The sequence below is a fragment of the Streptomyces sp. NPDC048606 genome, assembly GCF_040650855.1.
Classification (GTDB): Bacteria; Actinomycetota; Actinomycetes; order Streptomycetales; family Streptomycetaceae; genus Streptomyces.
This window is the reverse complement of the sequence record NZ_JBEZIB010000043.1, coordinates 33,401-50,409: the sequence shown is the minus strand read 5'-3', so window position 1 is coordinate 50,409 and position 17,009 is coordinate 33,401. Positions and strand designations below refer to the sequence as shown.

Annotated in this window: 12 protein-coding genes and 1 other RNA gene; 5 read left to right on the top strand and 8 right to left on the bottom strand. The window is 73.7% G+C overall.

The annotated features are described in order from the left end of the window. Window positions 1-76 precede the first annotated feature (76 nt). Complete coding sequence (locus tag AB0D01_RS34065) at window positions 77-1,468, top strand: SH3 domain-containing protein (protein ID WP_363062202.1); 1,392 nt, start codon at window positions 77-79, stop codon at window positions 1,466-1,468. Between the two features lie 96 nt (window positions 1,469-1,564). On the opposite strand, the gene ssrA is transcribed toward AB0D01_RS34065, so the two are convergent. From ssrA to ftsE, 5 genes are all read right to left on the bottom strand, one after another. Beyond that, window positions 1,565-1,953, bottom strand: a transfer-messenger RNA (tmRNA) gene (gene ssrA / locus AB0D01_RS34060). Window positions 1,954-2,070: 117 nt separating this feature from the next. Beyond that, window positions 2,071-2,556, bottom strand: a complete 486-nt coding sequence (gene smpB / locus AB0D01_RS34055) for an SsrA-binding protein SmpB (protein ID WP_363062200.1) — start codon at window positions 2,554-2,556, stop codon at window positions 2,071-2,073. 18 nt (window positions 2,557-2,574) lie between these two features. Then, window positions 2,575-3,777: a S41 family peptidase gene (locus tag AB0D01_RS34050; RefSeq protein WP_363062198.1), complete on the bottom strand. Its 1,203-nt coding sequence runs from the start codon at window positions 3,775-3,777 to the stop codon at window positions 2,575-2,577. Between the two features lie 67 nt (window positions 3,778-3,844). Further along, the gene (ftsX, locus tag AB0D01_RS34045; RefSeq protein ID WP_363062196.1) at window positions 3,845-4,819 is read right to left on the bottom strand and encodes a permease-like cell division protein FtsX; all 975 of its coding nucleotides are present in this window, start codon (window positions 4,817-4,819) and stop codon (window positions 3,845-3,847) included. A gap of 17 nt (window positions 4,820-4,836) precedes the next feature. Beyond that, window positions 4,837-5,526, bottom strand: coding sequence for a cell division ATP-binding protein FtsE (ftsE, locus tag AB0D01_RS34040; RefSeq protein WP_363062194.1), 690 nt, complete (start codon window positions 5,524-5,526; stop codon window positions 4,837-4,839). Between the two features lie 270 nt (window positions 5,527-5,796). Between ftsE and AB0D01_RS34035 the strand changes: the two genes are divergently transcribed. Continuing rightward, complete coding sequence (locus tag AB0D01_RS34035; RefSeq protein WP_363062192.1) at window positions 5,797-5,985, top strand: hypothetical protein; 189 nt, start codon at window positions 5,797-5,799, stop codon at window positions 5,983-5,985. Window positions 5,986-6,093: 108 nt separating this feature from the next. On the opposite strand, the gene prfB is transcribed toward AB0D01_RS34035, so the two are convergent. Next, window positions 6,094-7,203: a peptide chain release factor 2 gene (prfB, locus tag AB0D01_RS34030; protein ID WP_363062190.1), complete on the bottom strand. Its 1,110-nt coding sequence runs from the start codon at window positions 7,201-7,203 to the stop codon at window positions 6,094-6,096. A 317-nt stretch (window positions 7,204-7,520) separates the two neighbouring features. Here prfB and AB0D01_RS34025 point away from each other — a divergent pair, with 317 nt between their 5' ends. After that, window positions 7,521-8,576: a 2-oxoglutarate and iron-dependent oxygenase domain-containing protein gene (locus tag AB0D01_RS34025; RefSeq protein WP_363062188.1), complete on the top strand. Its 1,056-nt coding sequence runs from the start codon at window positions 7,521-7,523 to the stop codon at window positions 8,574-8,576. Between the two features lie 168 nt (window positions 8,577-8,744). Here the strand turns inward: AB0D01_RS34025 and AB0D01_RS34020 are convergent, their stop codons facing one another. Both AB0D01_RS34020 and AB0D01_RS34015 read right to left on the bottom strand, forming a co-directional pair. Next, window positions 8,745-10,016, bottom strand: coding sequence for a serine/threonine-protein kinase (locus AB0D01_RS34020; protein WP_363062186.1), 1,272 nt, complete (start codon window positions 10,014-10,016; stop codon window positions 8,745-8,747). 184 nt (window positions 10,017-10,200) lie between these two features. Continuing rightward, on the bottom strand, window positions 10,201-11,991 hold the full coding sequence (locus AB0D01_RS34015; RefSeq protein ID WP_363062184.1) for a serine/threonine-protein kinase: 1,791 nt from the start codon (window positions 11,989-11,991) through the stop codon (window positions 10,201-10,203). A gap of 475 nt (window positions 11,992-12,466) precedes the next feature. Here AB0D01_RS34015 and AB0D01_RS34010 point away from each other — a divergent pair, with 475 nt between their 5' ends. Both AB0D01_RS34010 and AB0D01_RS34005 read left to right on the top strand, forming a co-directional pair. Further along, a complete protein-coding gene (locus tag AB0D01_RS34010) occupies window positions 12,467-15,457 on the top strand; it encodes an FtsK/SpoIIIE domain-containing protein (RefSeq protein WP_363062182.1) in 2,991 nt (996 codons plus the stop codon). 108 nt (window positions 15,458-15,565) lie between these two features. Further along, window positions 15,566-16,939 (top strand): ABC transporter substrate-binding protein, encoded by a 1,374-nt coding sequence (locus tag AB0D01_RS34005; protein ID WP_363062180.1) that lies wholly within the window; start codon window positions 15,566-15,568, stop codon window positions 16,937-16,939. Window positions 16,940-17,009 lie beyond the last annotated feature (70 nt).

Below are 17,009 nucleotides of genomic sequence, written 5' to 3'. Positions count from 1 at the left end.
ACGCACCCCCGGCGCACATGATCGGACATAACTGGGGGGTCTTCCCAGCGCCCTTCCCTTCGCGGAGGAACTCCCCTTGTCTGCTTCCCGTTCCGTGTCCTCGGCCCTGATCGTCGCGGCCGTCACCGCGAGTTGCCTCGTGCCGGCCGTGCCGGCCCTGGCCGACTCCTCGCACATCCGCTTCTCCCAGCCGTACGTCCCCTCGATCGCCCCCGGCAACACGGGCCGCGTGGTCATCACGGCGACGAACGGCGAGGAGGCGGCCCACAGCGGAACCTTCCGGATCACCGCCCCCGAGCGGACGACGTTCCCCGAGGCCCGGTTCTACTGGAACGGGCAGCGGTCCGGCGGCTCGTGCAGCCGTTCCTCCGACGCCCGGCTGCTGACCTGCGAGGCCGGCACCCGGGCCGGGTTCGCCTTCCCCGCCCACGAGCAGACGCGTCTGGCGGTGTCCGTGAAGGTGGACGCCGGCGCCCCCGAAGGCACGACCCTGGACGGCGGCGAGTGGGCCACCGGCACCGCGGACGCCGCCCTGTTCGCGGTGTCCACGCCGGTCACCGGCCCGAAGGGCGACGACGGAAAGCCGGGTCACGACGGCCGTCCGGGCCACGACGGGAAGCCCGGCCACCACGGCAAGCCGGGCCGCCCCGGCCCGAAGGGCGACAAGGGCGACACCGGGGACCGGGGAGAGCGGGGCGAACGGGGCGAGCGCGGGGACCGCGGGGACCGCGGCGACAAGGGAGAGCGCGGACCGAAGGGCGACCGCGGACCCGCCGGGCCCCGCGGCCCGCAGGGCCCCAAGGGCGACCAGGGACCCAAGGGCGACACGGGTCCGTCCGGCGGCCCGAAGGGCGACAAGGGCGACACCGGGCCGCAGGGCCCCAAGGGCGACACCGGCCGCAAGGGCGACCGCGGCCCCGCCGGACCCCGCGGCCCGCAGGGCCCCAAGGGGGAGCAGGGACCCAAGGGCGACACCGGCACGGGCGCGGGTCCGAAGGGCGACAAGGGCGACAAGGGCGACCGCGGTCCGGTCGGCCCCCAGGGCCCCAAGGGCACCCCGGGCGCCAAGGGCCCGAAGGGCGACCGCGGCCCCGCCGGCCCGCAGGGCCCCAAGGGCGACAAGGGTGACACCGGCAAGCCCGGCACCTGCAAGAAGTGCGGCCAGCACCACGACAAGCCCGGCAAGCCCGGAAAGCCGAGCAAGCCGAGCAAGCCCGGAAAGCCCGGCCACCACGACGGCCCGAAGGCCCGCGTCGTCACCACCGGCAAGAGCCTCGACGTCCGCTCCGGCCCCGGCACGCACTACGCCAAGCACGGCAAGGTCCTGAAGGGCCAGACCGTCGCCCTCCAGTGCAAGGTCAACGGCCAGAAGGTCGACGGCAATTCGATCTGGTACAAGCTCGCCGACGGCTCCGGCTGGATCGCCGCCCGCTACGCCCGGAACCTCAACAAGGTCCCGTTCTGCTGATCCGCCCCCGGGTCCGGACCCGAACCCGGACCCGAACCCGGACATGACGAAGCCCCCGCGACCGACAGGTCGCGGGGGCTTCGCCCAACATGGGATGAGTGGAGATGGCGGGAATCGAACCCGCGTCCAACGGTGCAGAAGCAGGGCTTCTCCGAGCGCATTCCGCTGCGCTTTTCTCGGCCCCGGAGATCACGCGGACAAGTCTCCGACGGGCTCAGTCACTGTTTGATTTCCCTCCAACCCCCGTGACCGGGGCTAGAGGTTTAGATCCCTGGTTGACGCCAGGATCCGGACCGGGACCACTTCCGGGCTGACGCTCCTCACAGAGGCTTCAGCTCACTGTTATTAGGCAGCGAGGGTGAAGCGGGAGTTATCGCTCTTGGAGTTGGCGATTATTTTTTGCGACATGTGGTTAGCGAGATCATTGCCGCTTCCTCGGCTCGCTTCCCCTACATCGACAGCCGCTGTCGAAACCGATCATCCCCATGTTTCACACTATTGAATTGTCTTCCGCACGGGTTCGTCACCCGCACGTCGCCCCTCCCGCGAGCGGAAGGTGCTGACGCCATGGTACGCGAAGGACGGCGCCGCGTGCCAGGAGATTAAACCGTGCCCCGCTGCTTGCGGCGGATCGCCGAGATGGCGCGGTTCGTCTCGCGGGTGTCCTGCTTCTCGCGCAGGGTCTGCCGCTTGTCGTACTCCTTCTTGCCCTTCGCCAGCGCGATCTCGACCTTCGCGCGGCCGTCCTTGAAGTAGAGGGACAGCGGCACGACCGTGTGGCCGGACTCGTCCGCCTTCCGCTCCAGCTTGTCGATCTCCTCCCGGTGCAGCAGCAGCTTGCGCTTGCGGCGGGCGCTGTGGTTGGTCCAGGTGCCCTGGCTGTACTCCGGCACGTGCACGTTGTACATCCAGACCTCGCGGCCCTCGACCGACACGAAGCCGTCCACGAGCGAGGCACGGCCCTGGCGCAGGGACTTGACCTCGGTGCCCGTGAGCACGATCCCGCACTCGTAGGTGTCGATGATCGCGTAGTCGTGCCGCGCCTTCTTGTTCTGGGCGATCAGCTTGCGCCCTTTTTCCTTAGCCATAGTGCGGTCATTTTCGCACTACGGACCCACCCCGAGGCCACCCAATACCGCACGCGCCCGTTCCTCGGCCCCGTCCCCGGCCGCCAGGTCCGGGGTGATGCCGCCGCCGTCGAGGCTGCGGCCGGCCGGGGTGCGGTACGTGCCGACGGTCAGCTCCGCCACCGAGCCGTCCGGGAGTTCGGTCGGCATCTGCACCGTGCCCTTGCCGAAGGTGCGGGTGCCGACCGCGACGGCCCGGCCCCGGTCCTGGAGGGCGCCGGCGACCAGTTCGGCCGCGCTCATCGTGCCCCCGTCGACGAGGGCCACCAGGGGCCGCGTGGTGTCCCCGCCGGGGCCCGCGTACAGGGCCCGCTCCGAACCCCGTACGTCGTACGTCGCCACGAGCCCGCCGTCGAGGAACGCGGAGGCCGCGGTGACGGCCTCGGTGACCAGGCCGCCCCGGTTGCCGCGCAGGTCGAGCAGCACCCCGCCCCCGGGCGGGGCCCCGCGCACGGCGTCGCGCACCCGTTCGCCCGAACCCCGGGTGAAGGAGGTGACCTTGATGACGGTGATGCCGTCCGGGAGTCGGCGTACGGTCACCGGTTCGCTGCGCATCTGCTCCCGGTGGACGGTCTCGGTGAGGTCCACGCCGCCGCGGCCGATGCCGAGCACCACGCGGGTGCCGGCCCTGCCGCGCAGCAGGGCGACGACGTCGGCGACGGCGAGGCCGGTGACGGCCTGGCCGTCGACGCTGAGCAGCCGGTCCCCGGCGCGCAGTCCGGCGCGGGCGGCGGGGCTGTCGGGTTGGACCCTGTCGACCTCGATGCGGCCGTCGCGCAGCCGGTTCGCCCAGAGGCCGACGCCGGTCCAGTGGCCGTCGAGGTCCTCGGCGAAGGAGGCGTACTCGCCCTGGTCGTAGACGGTGCCCCAGCGGTCGCCGCTGCGGCTGACCACCTCCTGGGCGGCCTTCTTGCCGGACTTCCCCTCGGCGACGGCGTCGGCGGCGGCGCGGGCGACGGCCTCCCGGTCGGCGGTGGCGGCGGCGCCGGGCGGGTCGCGGTGCGGTGGGTCGTCGGCCCGGGCGGCGGCGACGGCGCCGGCGGGCGCCTCGTCGCCGGCTTCGGCGGTGTGCCAGCATCCCGTGCCGGCCGCGGTGGCGACGCAGACGAGGAAGACCATCGTCAGGACGGCCCCGCGACGCAGGTCGCGGGGCCGAAGACAGAGATCGGGCAGACCCGGCATGCGGCCGAGTCTAGGACAAGCCCCGCCGCGGCAGGCCGGGTTGACCGGACCGCCCGCAGGGCGCTCGTCACACCTTCAGGTACTTGCGCAACGCGACGAAGGCGGCGAGGGAGGGCATCAGAAGGCCGATGACGAGGACCAGCGGCAGCTTGGCGAGGACGGCGTCCCAGCCGATGAAGTTGATCAGTTCGAGCTTCTCGCGGAGCCCGATGCCGTGGTCGATCACGAAGTACTGGCCGGCGCCCAGCATGCCGCAGGCCAGTCCGGCGCCGATGAGGCCCGCGACGGCGGCCTCCATGATGAACGGCACCTGGATGTAGAAGCCGGAGGCGCCCACCAGCCGCATGATCCCGGTCTCCCGCCGACGGCTGAACGCCGAGACGCGCACCGTGTTGACGATCAGCAGCAACGCCACGATCAGCATGACGAGCATGATGCCGAGAGCGGCCCAGTTGAGGGTGGACAGGAGGGCGAAGAGGTTGTCGAGCTCCTGGCTCTGGTCGGCTACGGACTGGACGCCGTCGCGGCCGGTGAAGGCGGAGGTGATCACCTCGTACTTCTCCGGGTCGGTCAGCTTGACCCGGAAGGAGTCGGGCATCTGGTCGGGGGTGACGACGGAGGCGAGCGCCGTGTGGCCGAAGCGCTCCTTGTAGTGCATGTAGGCGTCGTCGGAGGACTCGTACATGACGGTCTGGACGAGCCGCATCTTCTTGAGCTCGGCCTCGATGCCCGTCTTCTGCTCGGGGGTGACGGCCCCCTTGGAACACGGTCGGCCCGAGCCGGAGGCCGCCGCGGAACCATCGGCGGGGCTGCCCGCGGGGACGGCCGCGGCGTCGATGGCGTCGCTCTTGGTGCAGAGGTAGACGGTGACGTTGACCTTGTCGTACCAGAACCCCTTCATGGCGCTGACCTGGTCGCGCATGAGCAGGGAACCGCCGAAGAGGGCCAGCGAGAGGGCCACCGAGATGATGACCGCGAAGGTCATGGTGAGATTGCGGCGGAGGCCGACGCCGATCTCCGACATGACGAACTGGGCGCGCATGACGTCTCAGGGACCTTTCAGTGCTGGTAGCCGTAGACGCCACGCGACTGGTCGCGCACGAGTCGGCCCTGTTCGAGTTCGATGACGCGCTTGCGCATCTGGTCGACGATCTGCTGGTCGTGCGTCGCCATGATCACGGTGGTCCCGGTCCGGTTGATCCGGTCCAGCAGCTTCATGATCCCCACGGAGGTCTGCGGGTCGAGGTTGCCGGTCGGCTCGTCGGCGATCAGCAGGGCGGGCCGGTTGACGAAGGCGCGGGCGATGGCGACGCGCTGCTGTTCACCGCCGGACAGCTCGCCGGGCATCCGGCCTTCCTTGCCGCCCAGCCCCACCAGCTCCAGGACCTGCGGGACGGCCTTGCGGATCTCGCCGCGCGGTTTGCCGATGACCTCCTGGGCGAAGGCGACGTTCTCGGCCACCGTCTTGTTCGGCAGCAGCCGGAAGTCCTGGAAGACGGTCCCCAGCTGGCGCCGCATCTGCGGGACCTTCCAGTTGGAGAGCTTCGCGAGGTCCTTCCCCAGTACGTGCACCTGACCGTGGCTGGCCCGTTCCTCGCGCAGCACCAGGCGCAGGAAGGTGGACTTGCCGGAGCCGGAGGAGCCGACCAGGAAGACGAACTCGCCCTTGGCGATGTCGAGGGAGACATCTCTGAGTGCGGGCCGGTTCTGCTTCGGGTAGGACTTGGAGACGTTGTCGAATCGGATCACGGGAGCACCACGGTCGCCGGGAGTAGGTGACCGTGACCATACGCGACCGGGCGCGAGGTGGGGACCAGGCATTCGACAGTTGCCCGTTTTATCCTCGGGTGGCTTCGGGCGGGACCGCGAGTGCCCGAGGGGGCCGCGCCGAATGTTCGCGGAGCCGGCACAGTGGTAGGGGGAACGCACCCGTTCCCCGCGCCGTTGTCGTTTGAGGATCGCGGTCGTTCGAGGATCGCGGTCGTTGGTCGATCCGCAAGGGGACGAGAGGAGGAGCGCATGACCTATGACCGGCTCGTGTGCGCGAACTGTGCCGCACCGGTGAGTCAGGGCCGCTGCCCCGTGTGCCGGGCGAACCGGAGGCACCTCCAGCAGGAGGGCCCCTTCGGCGGCCTGAATCCGGTGACGCTCATCGCGCTTCTGGTGGTGCTGGTGGCGGCTCTGGCGCTGGTGGCTCAGACCGCCTGATCGCGCCGCGTCCCGATCGGACGGATCACACAGAAGAAGGACGGGCCCGGACACCTGAGGGTGTCCGGGCCCGTCCTTCTTCGTTGCCGCTTCGTCGCGGGGACCGCCTTACGCGGTCTGCTCCTGCTGCTTGCGCCAGCGGATGCCGGCCTCCAGGAAGCCGTCGATCTCGCCGTCGAGGACCGCCTGCGGGTTGCCGACCTCGAACTCCGTCCGCAGGTCCTTGACCATCTGGTACGGGTGCAGGACGTAGGAGCGCATCTGGTTGCCCCAGGAGCTGCCGCCGTCCTTGAGGGCGTCCATCCTGGCCTGCTCCTCCTGGCGGCGCCGCTCCAGCAGCTTGGCCTGGAGCACGTTCATCGCGCTGGCCTTGTTCTGGATCTGCGAGCGCTCGTTCTGGCAGGAGACCACGATGCCGGTCGGGAGGTGCGTGATGCGCACGGCCGAGTCGGTCGTGTTGACGCCCTGGCCGCCGGGGCCGGAGGCGCGGTACACGTCGACGCGCAGCTCGGACTCGTCGATCTCGACGTGGTCGCTGGTCTCGACGACGGGCAGGACCTCGACGCCCGCGAAGGAGGTCTGGCGACGGCCCTGGTTGTCGAAGGGCGAGATGCGCACCAGGCGGTGCGTGCCCTGCTCGACGGAGAGGGTGCCGTAGGCGTACGGGGCCTTGACGACGAAGGTGGTCGACTTGATGCCGGCCTCTTCCGCGTACGAGGTCTCGTAGATCTCGGTGGGGTAGCCGTGGCGCTCGGCCCAGCGCAGGTACATGCGCTGGAGGCGCTCGGCGAAGTCGGAGGCGTCCACGCCGCCGGCCTCGGCGCGGATGTTGACGAGGGCCTCGCGCTCGGCGTACTCGCCGGAGAGCAGGGTGCGGACCTCCATCTCGTCCAGCGCCTTGCGCACGGAGGTCAGCTCGGCCTCCGCCTCGGCGAGGGTGTCCGCGTCGTCCATCTCCTGGGCGAGCTCGAACAGCACGGCGAGGTCGTCGATGCGCCCCCGCAGGGTCTCGGTCTTGCGGACCTCGGCCTGGAGGTGCGAAAGCTTGCTCGTGATCTTCTGGGCGGCTTCCGGGTCGTCCCACAGGGACGGCGCGGCGGCCTGCTCCTCGAGCACGGCGATATCTGCCCTCAGCTTGTCGAGGTCCAGGACGGCCTCGATCGACCCCATGGTCGAGGAGAGGGACTTCAGCTCTTCGGAAACATCGACGACTGCCACGGGTCCAGCGTAGCCGGTCCGCGGACGGCACTCTCCGGCCAGGCTCGGTCAACCTTGTACGGAACGGCATCCGCACAGGCGTACGCTCACCATATGACTGTCCTACTCGTGAAGCGCCGCCATGTGGACCACATGCGTGTCACCACGACGAGCTGTCTGCCGACGGACCCCGCACAAGCCTGATCCACCCCGATCCGACTTCGGTCCTGCAACGCGGCCACGCCGCCCCGGCGCCATCCCTGCCGGCGGCACGCTCCATCCGCCTGCCCCCACATCCTCCGGGCACAGGACCCCGTGACATCCGAAACGGAGCCGTCATGCCGTCCGCGCACCCTTCGTCCGCTTCCCCTTCCTCTTCCTCCCTGGCCTCCGACCCCGCCGCGGCGTCGCTGGCCGTGATCGACCTCTCGCGGGCCGACGACCCCGCCGAGCGGGCCGACTTCCTCACCCAACTGCACGCCGCCGCCCGGGACACGGGCTTCCTGTACCTGACGGGGCACGGGATCACCGAGGCCGAGACCGCCCGGATACTGGAGCTGACCAGGGCTTTCTTCGCCCTCCCGGAGGCCGACCGGCTGGCCGTGAGCAATCTGAACTCCCCGCACTTCCGCGGCTACACCCGCATCGGCCACGAGCTGACGGGCGGCGCCTCCGACTGGCGCGACCAGCTCGACGTGGGCGCGGAGCGACCGGCGCCCGAGGTGGGCCCGGGGGACCCGGCGTACCTGTGGCTGGAGGGCCCGAACCAGTGGCCCGCCGCGCTGCCGGAGCTGCGCGAGGTCGTCCTGGAGTGGCAGGCCCGCCTGGCGAGGGTGGCCCACCGGCTGCTCCGGGAACTGCTGATCTCGATCGGCGCCCCCGCGGACTTCTTCGACGCGGCCTTCGCGGACCGCCCCCACCTGCACACGAAGCTGATCCGCTACCCCGGCTCCGCCCCCTCCGGCGCGGACCAGGGTGTCGGCGCGCACAAGGACTACGGCTTCCTGACCCTGCTCCTCCAGGACTCGGTGGGCGGCCTCCAGGTGGTGCGCGACGGCGGCTACGTCGACATCCCGCCGATGCCGGGGGCCTTCGTGGTCAACCTGGGCGAGCTGCTGGAGATCGCGACGGAGGGCTACCTGCGGGCCACCGACCACCGGGTGGTCAGCCCGCCCGGAGCCGTGGAGCGGTTCTCGGTGCCGTTCTTCTACAACCCGCGCCTCGACGCCGTGGTGGAGACCGTCCCCGGCGCCTACCTGAGCGCGGCGCCCGGCATCGCGCAGGACAGCGCGAACCCGCTGCACGCGGAGTACGGCCGCAACGAGCTCAAGGGCTGGGTGCGCGCCCACCCGGCGGTGGCCCGCCGTTGGCACCCGGAGCTGATCGGCGCCTGAACCGGCCGCCCGGGCGGGCGGGGCGCGCGTCCCCGCCCGGGCGGGCGGGGCGCGCGTCCCCGCCCGGCCGGGCGTCGCCGGTCACCCCGTACGGCCGCCGGTCACCGGTCACCCCGTACGGTCACCTGTCGCCGGTCGCCCGCCACGGCGCCGGTCGCCCCGGGCGGCTCAGGGCGTGAGGGGCCGCGAGTGCTTGCTGTCCCGGGGCGGGGCGTCGCCCTCGTCGCCCGACGCGGCGATCCAGCTGCCGACGCCGACCGCGGCGGCCAGCGCCACGGCGGAGGCGGACAGCACCAGCCTGCGCTTGCGCGCGGCCTCCGCCCGGTGCCGGGCCGAGCCCGGCCGGTGGCCTCCGGCGGGACGCGGCACCCGGGCCGTGCCCAGGGCCCCGCCCGCCAGTTCCTCCGGACCCGGCACCCGCATCGAGGTGTGGGTGTCCCGGTTGGAGTCGGTCGCCGACCCGGGCACCAGCGGCACCACCCCGCGCCGACGCGGCGGGGCGCCCGTAGCGCCGGCCGCCGGTTCCCGTTCCACCTCGGGCTCCGGCTCCGCGTCGTCGGGTTCGTCCACGTCCAGCGGCGGCATCCCGGCCAGCAGCGGCAGCAGGTCGCGCAGCCGCGCCGACAGTTCCGAGGCGCGCAGCCGCGAGGCCGGGGCCTTGGCCAGGCACTGCACCATGAGCTGCCACAGCTCGTCGGGGATGCCGGGAAGCGGGACCACGGTCTCGGTGACGTGCCGGCGCAGCACGGCGCCGGGGTGGCCCCCGCCGAAGGGCGTGAACCCGGCGAGCAGCTCGTAGAGCACCGTGGCGAGGGCGTATATGTCGACGGCCGCCCTCGGCGGCAGGCCCTCCACTATCTCCGGGGCCAGGTAGTCGGGCGTCCCGATGATCCGGGTGGTGGGCGCGGTGGCCCGGGCGCCCGGCGCGGCGGCGGCCCGGCGCGGGGAGTCGATGAGCTTGGCCACGCCGAAGTCGGTCAGCAGCGCCGGGTGGGCGCCGCCCGGCCCCAGCGGGCCCTGCATGTCGAGGAGGACGTTCTCCGGCTTGACGTCGCGGTGGACGACGCCGGCCGCGTGCGCGGCGGCCAGCGCGTCGGCGACGTCCGCGACGATGGCCACGGCCGCCTCGGGGGCGAGCCGTCGTTCGCGGTCCAGGCGGGTGCGCAGGTCCGTGCCGCGGACCAGGTCCATGACCAGGGCGAGGTCGTTGCCGTCGACGACCAGGTCGCGGACGGAGACGACGTGGGGGTGCTCCAGGCCGAGCAGCGCGCTGCGCTCCTGGACGAACCGTCCGACCAGTTCCTGGTCGGAGGCGAGGTCCTCGCGCAGCAGTTTGACGGCGACGGGCCCGTCCGGCCCCTCGCCCAGCCACACCGTTCCCGCGCTGCCACGCCCCAGGATCTGGTGCGCGGTGTACCGGCTGCCGATCTTCCGTGCCACGACTGCTCCCTCAGCGGCTGGCGTACGCACCCAAGCTACGCGGCCGAGTGGGGGACACGCCCTCCGGATCGCGGCGACCTTCACTTCTGCGGGCGAAATCACGTCCCGGATGTCGACAAATCCACGAAGTCGGCGCTACGAGGGCCCGTTGGGGCCCTCGGCGCCGACTTCGGGTGCCTCGGGATCAGGGCATGGCGCCGCCGCCGCTGCCGGTGGACTCGCCGATGGAGGTGACGAAGTCGACGGCTTCGCTGCCCCAGCTCCAGACCTGGTCCCACCATCCCTTGCCGGTGCCCACCCACTCCTGGAGCGGGGTCAGCTCCCAGACGAGCCAGCCCGCCACGAACAGCATGAGCACCATGACGAGGCAGCCCTTGAGGCAGCCGAGGCCCGGGATCCGGACCGGGTTGGCGCTGCGCCGGCGGGGCTCGCGCGGCGGGCGCGGTTCGCGCGGGGGCTGCTGCTGCCGCGGCGGGCGCTGCGGCTGCTGCTGTTGCGGGGGCTGCGGGGGCTGCTGCACCGGCTGCTGCGGGGGCTGCCGGTACTGCGGGGGCTGCGGCTGGTACTGCTGCGGCGGGGGCTGCTGCTGGTACTGCTGCGGCGGCGCGTACTGCTGGGGCGGCTGCTGCGGCGGGTACCCGTACTGCGGGGGCTGCTGCTGGTACTGCTGTTGCTGCGGCGGGCGCTGCTGCTGGTGCTGCGGCGGCTGCTGGTGTTGTTGCTGCGGCGGGCGCGGCTGGTGCTGCGGCGGCGGGGGCGCCTGGCGCTGGGGACGGCGGCGCAGCGGGTCCTCGCTCGGGTCGAGGTAGTGCATCTGCGTCTGCTCGTTGCGGTCGCGGACGGCCCGCATCTGCGACTGCCACGGGTGCGGGGCGTCCGGCTGCTGCACGGGCGGCATGACCGAGGTCGGGTCGGGTGCCCCGGGCGCGCCGGTGGCGGGCAGCACGGTGGTCGCGTCGGCCCCGCCGATCGGCGGGAGCACGCTGGTCATGCCGTTCGGGTCGTACGCGTCCGGCGGCGCGGCGGGCGGGGCGCCGGCCGGGGTGGTCGGGACCGGAGCCGGCGAGGGGTCGGGGCCGAGCAGGGCGCCGACGCCGAGCGCGGCCTCCACCTCGTCGGGCGAGGAGTGGACCTTGATGCCGGCGGCGACCACGCGCAGCCCGCGCGCCAGGTTCTCGGCGCTGGGGCGCTCGTCGGGCTCCTTGCGCAGGCAGCGCTCTATGACGGTCCACAGCGGTTCGGGGACCGTGGAGGGGCGCTGCGGGTCCTCGCTGAGGTGGCGGTGGAGCACTTCGAGGGCGGTGCCCCCGGCGAACGGCGGGCGGCCGGTGACCAGCTCGTAGAGGAGGATGCCGGCGCCGTAGATGTCGACGGCGGAGGTCTGCGGGCGTCCTTCGGCCGACTCGGGGGCCACGTAGGCGGGGGTGCCGACGAACTCGTGCGTGCGGGTCAGGCCCGGGGAGTCGGCCAGGCGGGCGATGCCGAAGTCGGTGAGCATCGGCTTCATCTGGCCGTGGCTCTCGTCGAGCAGCACGTTGGCGGGCTTCAGGTCGCGGTGGACGACGCCGTCGGCGTGGCTGGCGGCGAGCGCGTCGGCGATCTGCGCGGTCAGCAGGCTCGCGGCGACGGGGCTGAAGGGGCCGTTCTCCCGGATGTACTTGTGCAGGTCGGGGCCGTCGACCAGGTCCATCACCAGGGCCAGCAGGTCGCCCTCGACGACGAGGTCGCGGGTGCGGACGATGTTGGGGTGGGTCAGGCGCAGCAGGACGGAGCGCTCGCGCAGGAAGCGCATGACGATGTCCGGGTCCTGGGCCAGTTCCTCCTTGAGGACCTTGATGGCCACGGTCTCGCCGGGCTGCCCGGCGACGGCTGCCTCCGCACCGGCGGTCTCCCGCTGGCGGGCACGCCAGACAGTGCCCGTGGCGCCGCGCCCGAGCGGCTCCTCGAGCAGGTACTTGCTGCCGACTGGCCGCACGTCTCGCGCTCCCTGCTGTCGTCTTTTCCGGTTTTTCGCTGCGTTGGGTTTCGGCCCCAACTCTAGGGGGTGTCCCCGGGGAAGACGCTGGCCCGCGGAGGTTGGTTGCCGTACATGTGTACGAAGGGTGAGTTTCGTGGGGTATGCCGGGGGCCCTTTCCGCCGGTTTCCGCCCGGCGTCGCCCCCCACCTGTGAAGCTCGGACCGGCGCCCGCGGGTCGACGGAACGGCTCGCGCGCGACACCACCGACGATCAAGATCATTTATCGGTGGGTGTCGGGCGTGTTGCGGGCGACAGGTGCGAGGATGCACCCGTACGGAACGGCCGGGACGGGAGCCCTGCCTTCCGGCAGACCTGACCGGACGACGCGTCCGCGCCGGGTGGGGGGTGATCGGGCGGGCGTGCCCCGCGGTCCCCCCTGCCCGGCGCACGCACCGCGCACTGCGCTCGGCGCAGAAGGGACCGCTGACGGCGATGCAGATCCGGCTGACCGTCCTTGGACCACGCGGCGGCCACCACGCCGCCACCGCCCCGGCGCGATGTGACGTACTCGTCACCGCGCCCGTCGGCACCGCCCTGGCCGCGGTGGCCTCCGGGCTCGCGGCCACCGTGGGCGGTCCCGACACCGGCGGCACCGTGGTGCTGTACTCGGGCGCGCGCCGCCTCGACCTCCAGCGGACCGTACTGGGCGAACCCCCGCTCGTGGACGGGGCCGTCCTCGCGCTGAACACCCCGACGGCGGAGACCGAGACCGGGTTCCCGCCGGAGGAGGAGCCGCCGGCGGCCCCCCAACTGCACGTGGTGGCCGGCCCCGACGCGGGCGGCGTGCACCTGCTGCACCCCGGGGCGGTCCGCGTCGGCCGCTCGGCCGACGCCGACGTCCCCCTCGACGACCCCGACGTCTCGCGGCTGCACTGCGCGGTCACCGTGTCCGCCGACGGGCGGGTCCGCGTGGCCGACCTGGGCTCCACGAACGGCACGACGCTGGACGGCGCCCCGGTCGGCGTGCGCGCCGTCCCGCTGGCGCCCGGGGCGCTGCTGCGGATCGGCGAGTCCACGCTGCGGCTGGCGCCCGGGCCCGCCCGGGCCGCGCTGCCGGTGGTCCCCGACCTGGAGGGGCACCTGTGCCTGCCGCGGCCGCCCGGGTCCGAGGCGGTCCCCGGCTCCGGCGCCGCCCCCGAGGGCCCGGCCGGCGCCCCGTACGCCGTCGAGCGCCACCTTGACGCCCCCGGCGCGGGCGCGCACCCCGGCGCGCACCCCGGCGGCCCGACGACGAGCACGTACGCGGGCGCGCCCGCCCCCGGCACGGGCGGCCCGCGCGCCCCGCGCGCGGACTCCGAGGCGGGCCGCCCCCGCCGCCGGGGCCTCGGCGCGTGGGCCCGCAAGCTGGTGCGCGGGGAGGAGGAGGGGCCCGAGGCTCCGGCGGAGCCCGAGGCGCGGACGGCGGCCGTCCCCTCCGACGACGACCCGGCCACGCTGCTGCTGACCGCCCTCGGGCCGACGGAGCGGCTGTGGTCGCGCCGGCCCGGGCGGAGCGGCTTCCTGGAGGTGGGGCTCGGCGCGGGCAACCGGGTCGCGCTGCGCGACGCGGGCTCGCTCGGGATCTGCGGGCCGCGCCCCCGGCTGATCGGCGTGGCCCGTTCGGTGATCGCGCAGCTGGCCGCCCTGCACGCCCCCGGGCAGCTGGAGATCGTCCTGCTGGCCTGCGACCGCGCCCGGCCGGTGCCCGAACGCCGCCGCGACTGGGGCTGGCTGGGCTGGCTGCCCCACGTACGGCCCGCGCACGGCCAGGACACCCGGCTGCTCCTCGCCTACGACCGCGACCAGGCCGCCGCCCGCACCGGCGAGTTGACCCGGCGCCTGGACGACGGCCCGCTCGGACCGCACTGGGCCGGCGCCGATCCGGCGGCGCTGCGCGAGGCCGCGTACGCCTACGAGGGTCCGCGCACCCTCCTCGTGGTGGACGGCGACCCCGGCGCGGGTTCCCTGCGCGAGGTCACCGGCCGGCTCGCCTCGCACGGGGCGGCCGCCGGCGTCCACGTCCTGGTCCTCGCCGAGGCCCCGGCGGCCGGCGCCACCTCCCCCGTGCCCGCCACGTACGACGAGGCCTGCGCGAACACCCCCGCCTTCCGGGACTGCGGCATGGCCGCCCTGCTGAGCGGTGACGTCGCCACCGTCGTACGCACCTTCGCGGTCGGCGGCGGCACCCCCGTGCAGCCCGGGGTGACGGCCGTGGCGGACGCGGTCTCCGCCGCCTGGGCGGAGCGCTTCGCGCGGGCCCTGGCCCCGCTGCGCGCCGACGGCGCGGCCCCCGAGACGACCGACTACCGGCCGGCGGCGGCGAACCTGCCCGCGACCTCGCGGCTCCTGGACGAACTGGGGCTGGCCCGCGCGACCCCGGCCTCCCTGATGGCCCGCTGGGCCGCCGCCACCGAGCGGGGCCAGGGCGTCGGCGGGCTCGCCGAGGTGGTCCTCGGCAGCGGTCGGCGCGGCCCGGTCCTGGCCGAGCTGGTCGAGGACGGCCCGCACCTGCACGTGGAGGGACCCGCCGGGAGCGGCCGTACGGAGCTGCTGCGCTCCCTGGCGGCCTCGCTGGCGGCGGCGGCCCGCCCCGACCACCTGGGCCTGGTCCTGCTGGACGGGGCCGGCGGCGAGCGCGGGGAGGGGCTGGCCCCCTGCACGGAGCTCCCGCACGTCTCGGCGCACCTCGTGGCCTCGGACCCGGTGCGGATGCGGGAGTTCGCCCAGGCCCTCGGAGCGGAGCTCAAGCGCCGCCACGAGCTGCTGGACGGGGTCCCCTTCGCGCAGTGGCACGCCCGGCGGGAGGTGTCGGACCGGATGGTCTCCCCGCGCCCGCCGAGCCCCGGCGAGCTGCGCGGCGACCTCGACCCCCCGCGCACCGGCACGCTGCGGCTGCGGGCCGCCGCGCCGCGTACGGATCCGGCGGCCGGGCCGAGCCCGCTGCCCCGCCTGGTGGTGCTGGTGGACGACTTCGACGCGCTGGTCGCCCCGGGCCTGGGCAGTACGGGCAGGCCGGCCGCCGGTTCGGTGGTGCGGATCCTGGAGGGGGTGGCCCGCGAGGGCGCCCGGCTCGGGGTGCACCTGATCACCGCCAGCGCCCGCCCGGAACGGACGGCGCAGACCGAGCCGGTGCGGCTGGCGACGCTGCGGGTGGAGTTGGACGCCCCCGACCAGCCGGGTCCCGGGCGCGGTGTGCTGCGCTGGGCGGACGGGCGGAAGGTCCCCTTCCAGGCGGGGCGGGTGACCGGCCGGATCCCCCGGACGGCGACCTTGAGGCCGACCGTGGTCCCGGTGGAGTGGGACCGCATGGGCGACCCGCCGGCCCGCCGCCCGGTGCGCGAGCTGGGCAACGGGCCGACCGACCTGGCGCTGCTGGCCAGTGCCCTCGACCGGGCCTCGCACCTGGTGTCGGCCGTCCCGGTGCTGTTCCCGCCCGCCCCCTGACGGGCCGCGGGCGCCGGCGCGCGACCCCGCGAGGCGGTATTGCGGGGGTGCGCGGGTCGGCGTAGACCTTGTGGTCCGGGACACACCACGGGCATCGGGGGCACAGCCATGCGCGAGCACGGAACGAGCCGGACGAACATCGGGTGGGCGGCCCTGGCGGTCGCGGGCGCGCTCGCCCTCTCCGCGTGCGGCGGTGACGGCGGCGGCAGCGGCGGGCCCCCGGAGGCGGGTGCCACGACGGGCGGGGCGTCGGCGCCCCGGGTGACGTTACCGAAGCTGCCCGGCGAGAAGCTGGAGGTCGCCGCGGTCTGGACGGGTCCCGAGCAGGCGAACTTCGCGAAGGTGCTGAAGGAGTTCGAGAAGCGCACGGGCGCGACCGTCACGTTCGTGCCGGCGCAGGACCCCATCGTCAACTTCCTCGGCACCAAGATCGCCGGGGGGCAGCCGCCGGACGTCGCGCTCCTCCCGCAGGTGGGGGCGCTGGCCGCGGCGGTGAAGAACAAGTGGGCGCAGCCGCTGGGTCCGGAGGCCAAGGCCCAGTCGGAGGCGAACTACTCGCCGGGCTGGCGGGCGCTGGGCTCGGTGGACGGCACCCCGTACGGCGTCTACTACAAGGCGGCCAACAAGTCGCTGGTCTGGTACAACGCGAAGGCCTTCGAGGCGGCGGGCGTCAAGCCCCCGACGACCTGGAAGGAGCTGATCACGGCGGCGGACACCCTCTCGGCGTCGGGGACGCCCGCCGTGTCCGTGGCGGGCGCGGACGGCTGGACGCTGACCGACTGGTTCGAGAACGTCTACCTCTCGCAGGCCGGCCCGCAGAACTACGACCGGTTGGCGAAGCACGAGATCAAGTGGACGGACGAGAGCGTCCGGCAGGCGCTGACGACCCTCGGCGAGCTGTTCGGCCGCAAGGACTTCCTGGCGGGAGGCCAGAGCGGGGCGCTGGCGACGGAGTTCCCGAAGTCGGTGACGCAGACCTTCACCGGCGGGGACCGGCCGGCGGCGGCGATGGTCTTCGAGGGCGACTTCGTGGCGGTGAACATCGGGCAGACCGAGGCGACGGTGGGCAAGGACGCGCTGGTGTTCCCCTTCCCGGCGGTCGGCGCGAAGGCGCCGGTGGTCTCGGGCGGTGACGTGGCGGTGGCGCTGAAGCCCTCGAAGGGCGCGCAGGCGCTGTTGACGTTCCTGGCGTCGCCGGACGCGGCGGAGATCCAGGCCCGTGAGGGCGGTTTCATCTCCCCGAACAAGGCCGTGGACGTGGCGGTGTACCCGAACGACATCCAGCGGGGCATCGCGAAGGCGCTGATCGCGGCGGGCGACGACTTCCGCTTCGACATGTCGGACCAGGCCCCGGCGGCGTTCGGCGGGACCCCGGGCGCGGGCGAGTGGAAGGCGCTCCAGGACTTCCTGGCGAACCCGTCGGACGTGGCGGGGATCCAGGCGAGGCTGGAGGCGGAAGCGTCCAAGGCCTACGGGAACTGAGCCGGTGGCGGGCGACCGGAACGACCGGCCCGACCGGAACACCCGGCCCGACCGGAACGAACTGAACGAA

Bases quoted from the DNA above. Each gene is read 5' to 3' on its own strand.
- AB0D01_RS34050 (WP_363062198.1), bottom strand. From the start codon at position 3,777: ATGCCGGGTCTGCCCGATCTCTGTCTTCGGCCCCGCGACCTGCGTCGC.
- AB0D01_RS34035 (WP_363062192.1), top strand. From the start codon at position 5,797: ATGACCTATGACCGGCTCGTGTGCGCGAACTGTGCCGCACCGGTGAGT.
- AB0D01_RS34010 (WP_363062182.1), top strand. From the start codon at position 12,467: ATGCAGATCCGGCTGACCGTCCTTGGACCACGCGGCGGCCACCACGCC.
- smpB (WP_363062200.1), bottom strand. From the start codon at position 2,556: ATGGCTAAGGAAAAAGGGCGCAAGCTGATCGCCCAGAACAAGAAGGCG.
- ftsX (WP_363062196.1), bottom strand. From the start codon at position 4,819: ATGCGCGCCCAGTTCGTCATGTCGGAGATCGGCGTCGGCCTCCGCCGC.
- AB0D01_RS34025 (WP_363062188.1), top strand. From the start codon at position 7,521: ATGCCGTCCGCGCACCCTTCGTCCGCTTCCCCTTCCTCTTCCTCCCTG.
- AB0D01_RS34005 (WP_363062180.1), top strand. From the start codon at position 15,566: ATGCGCGAGCACGGAACGAGCCGGACGAACATCGGGTGGGCGGCCCTG.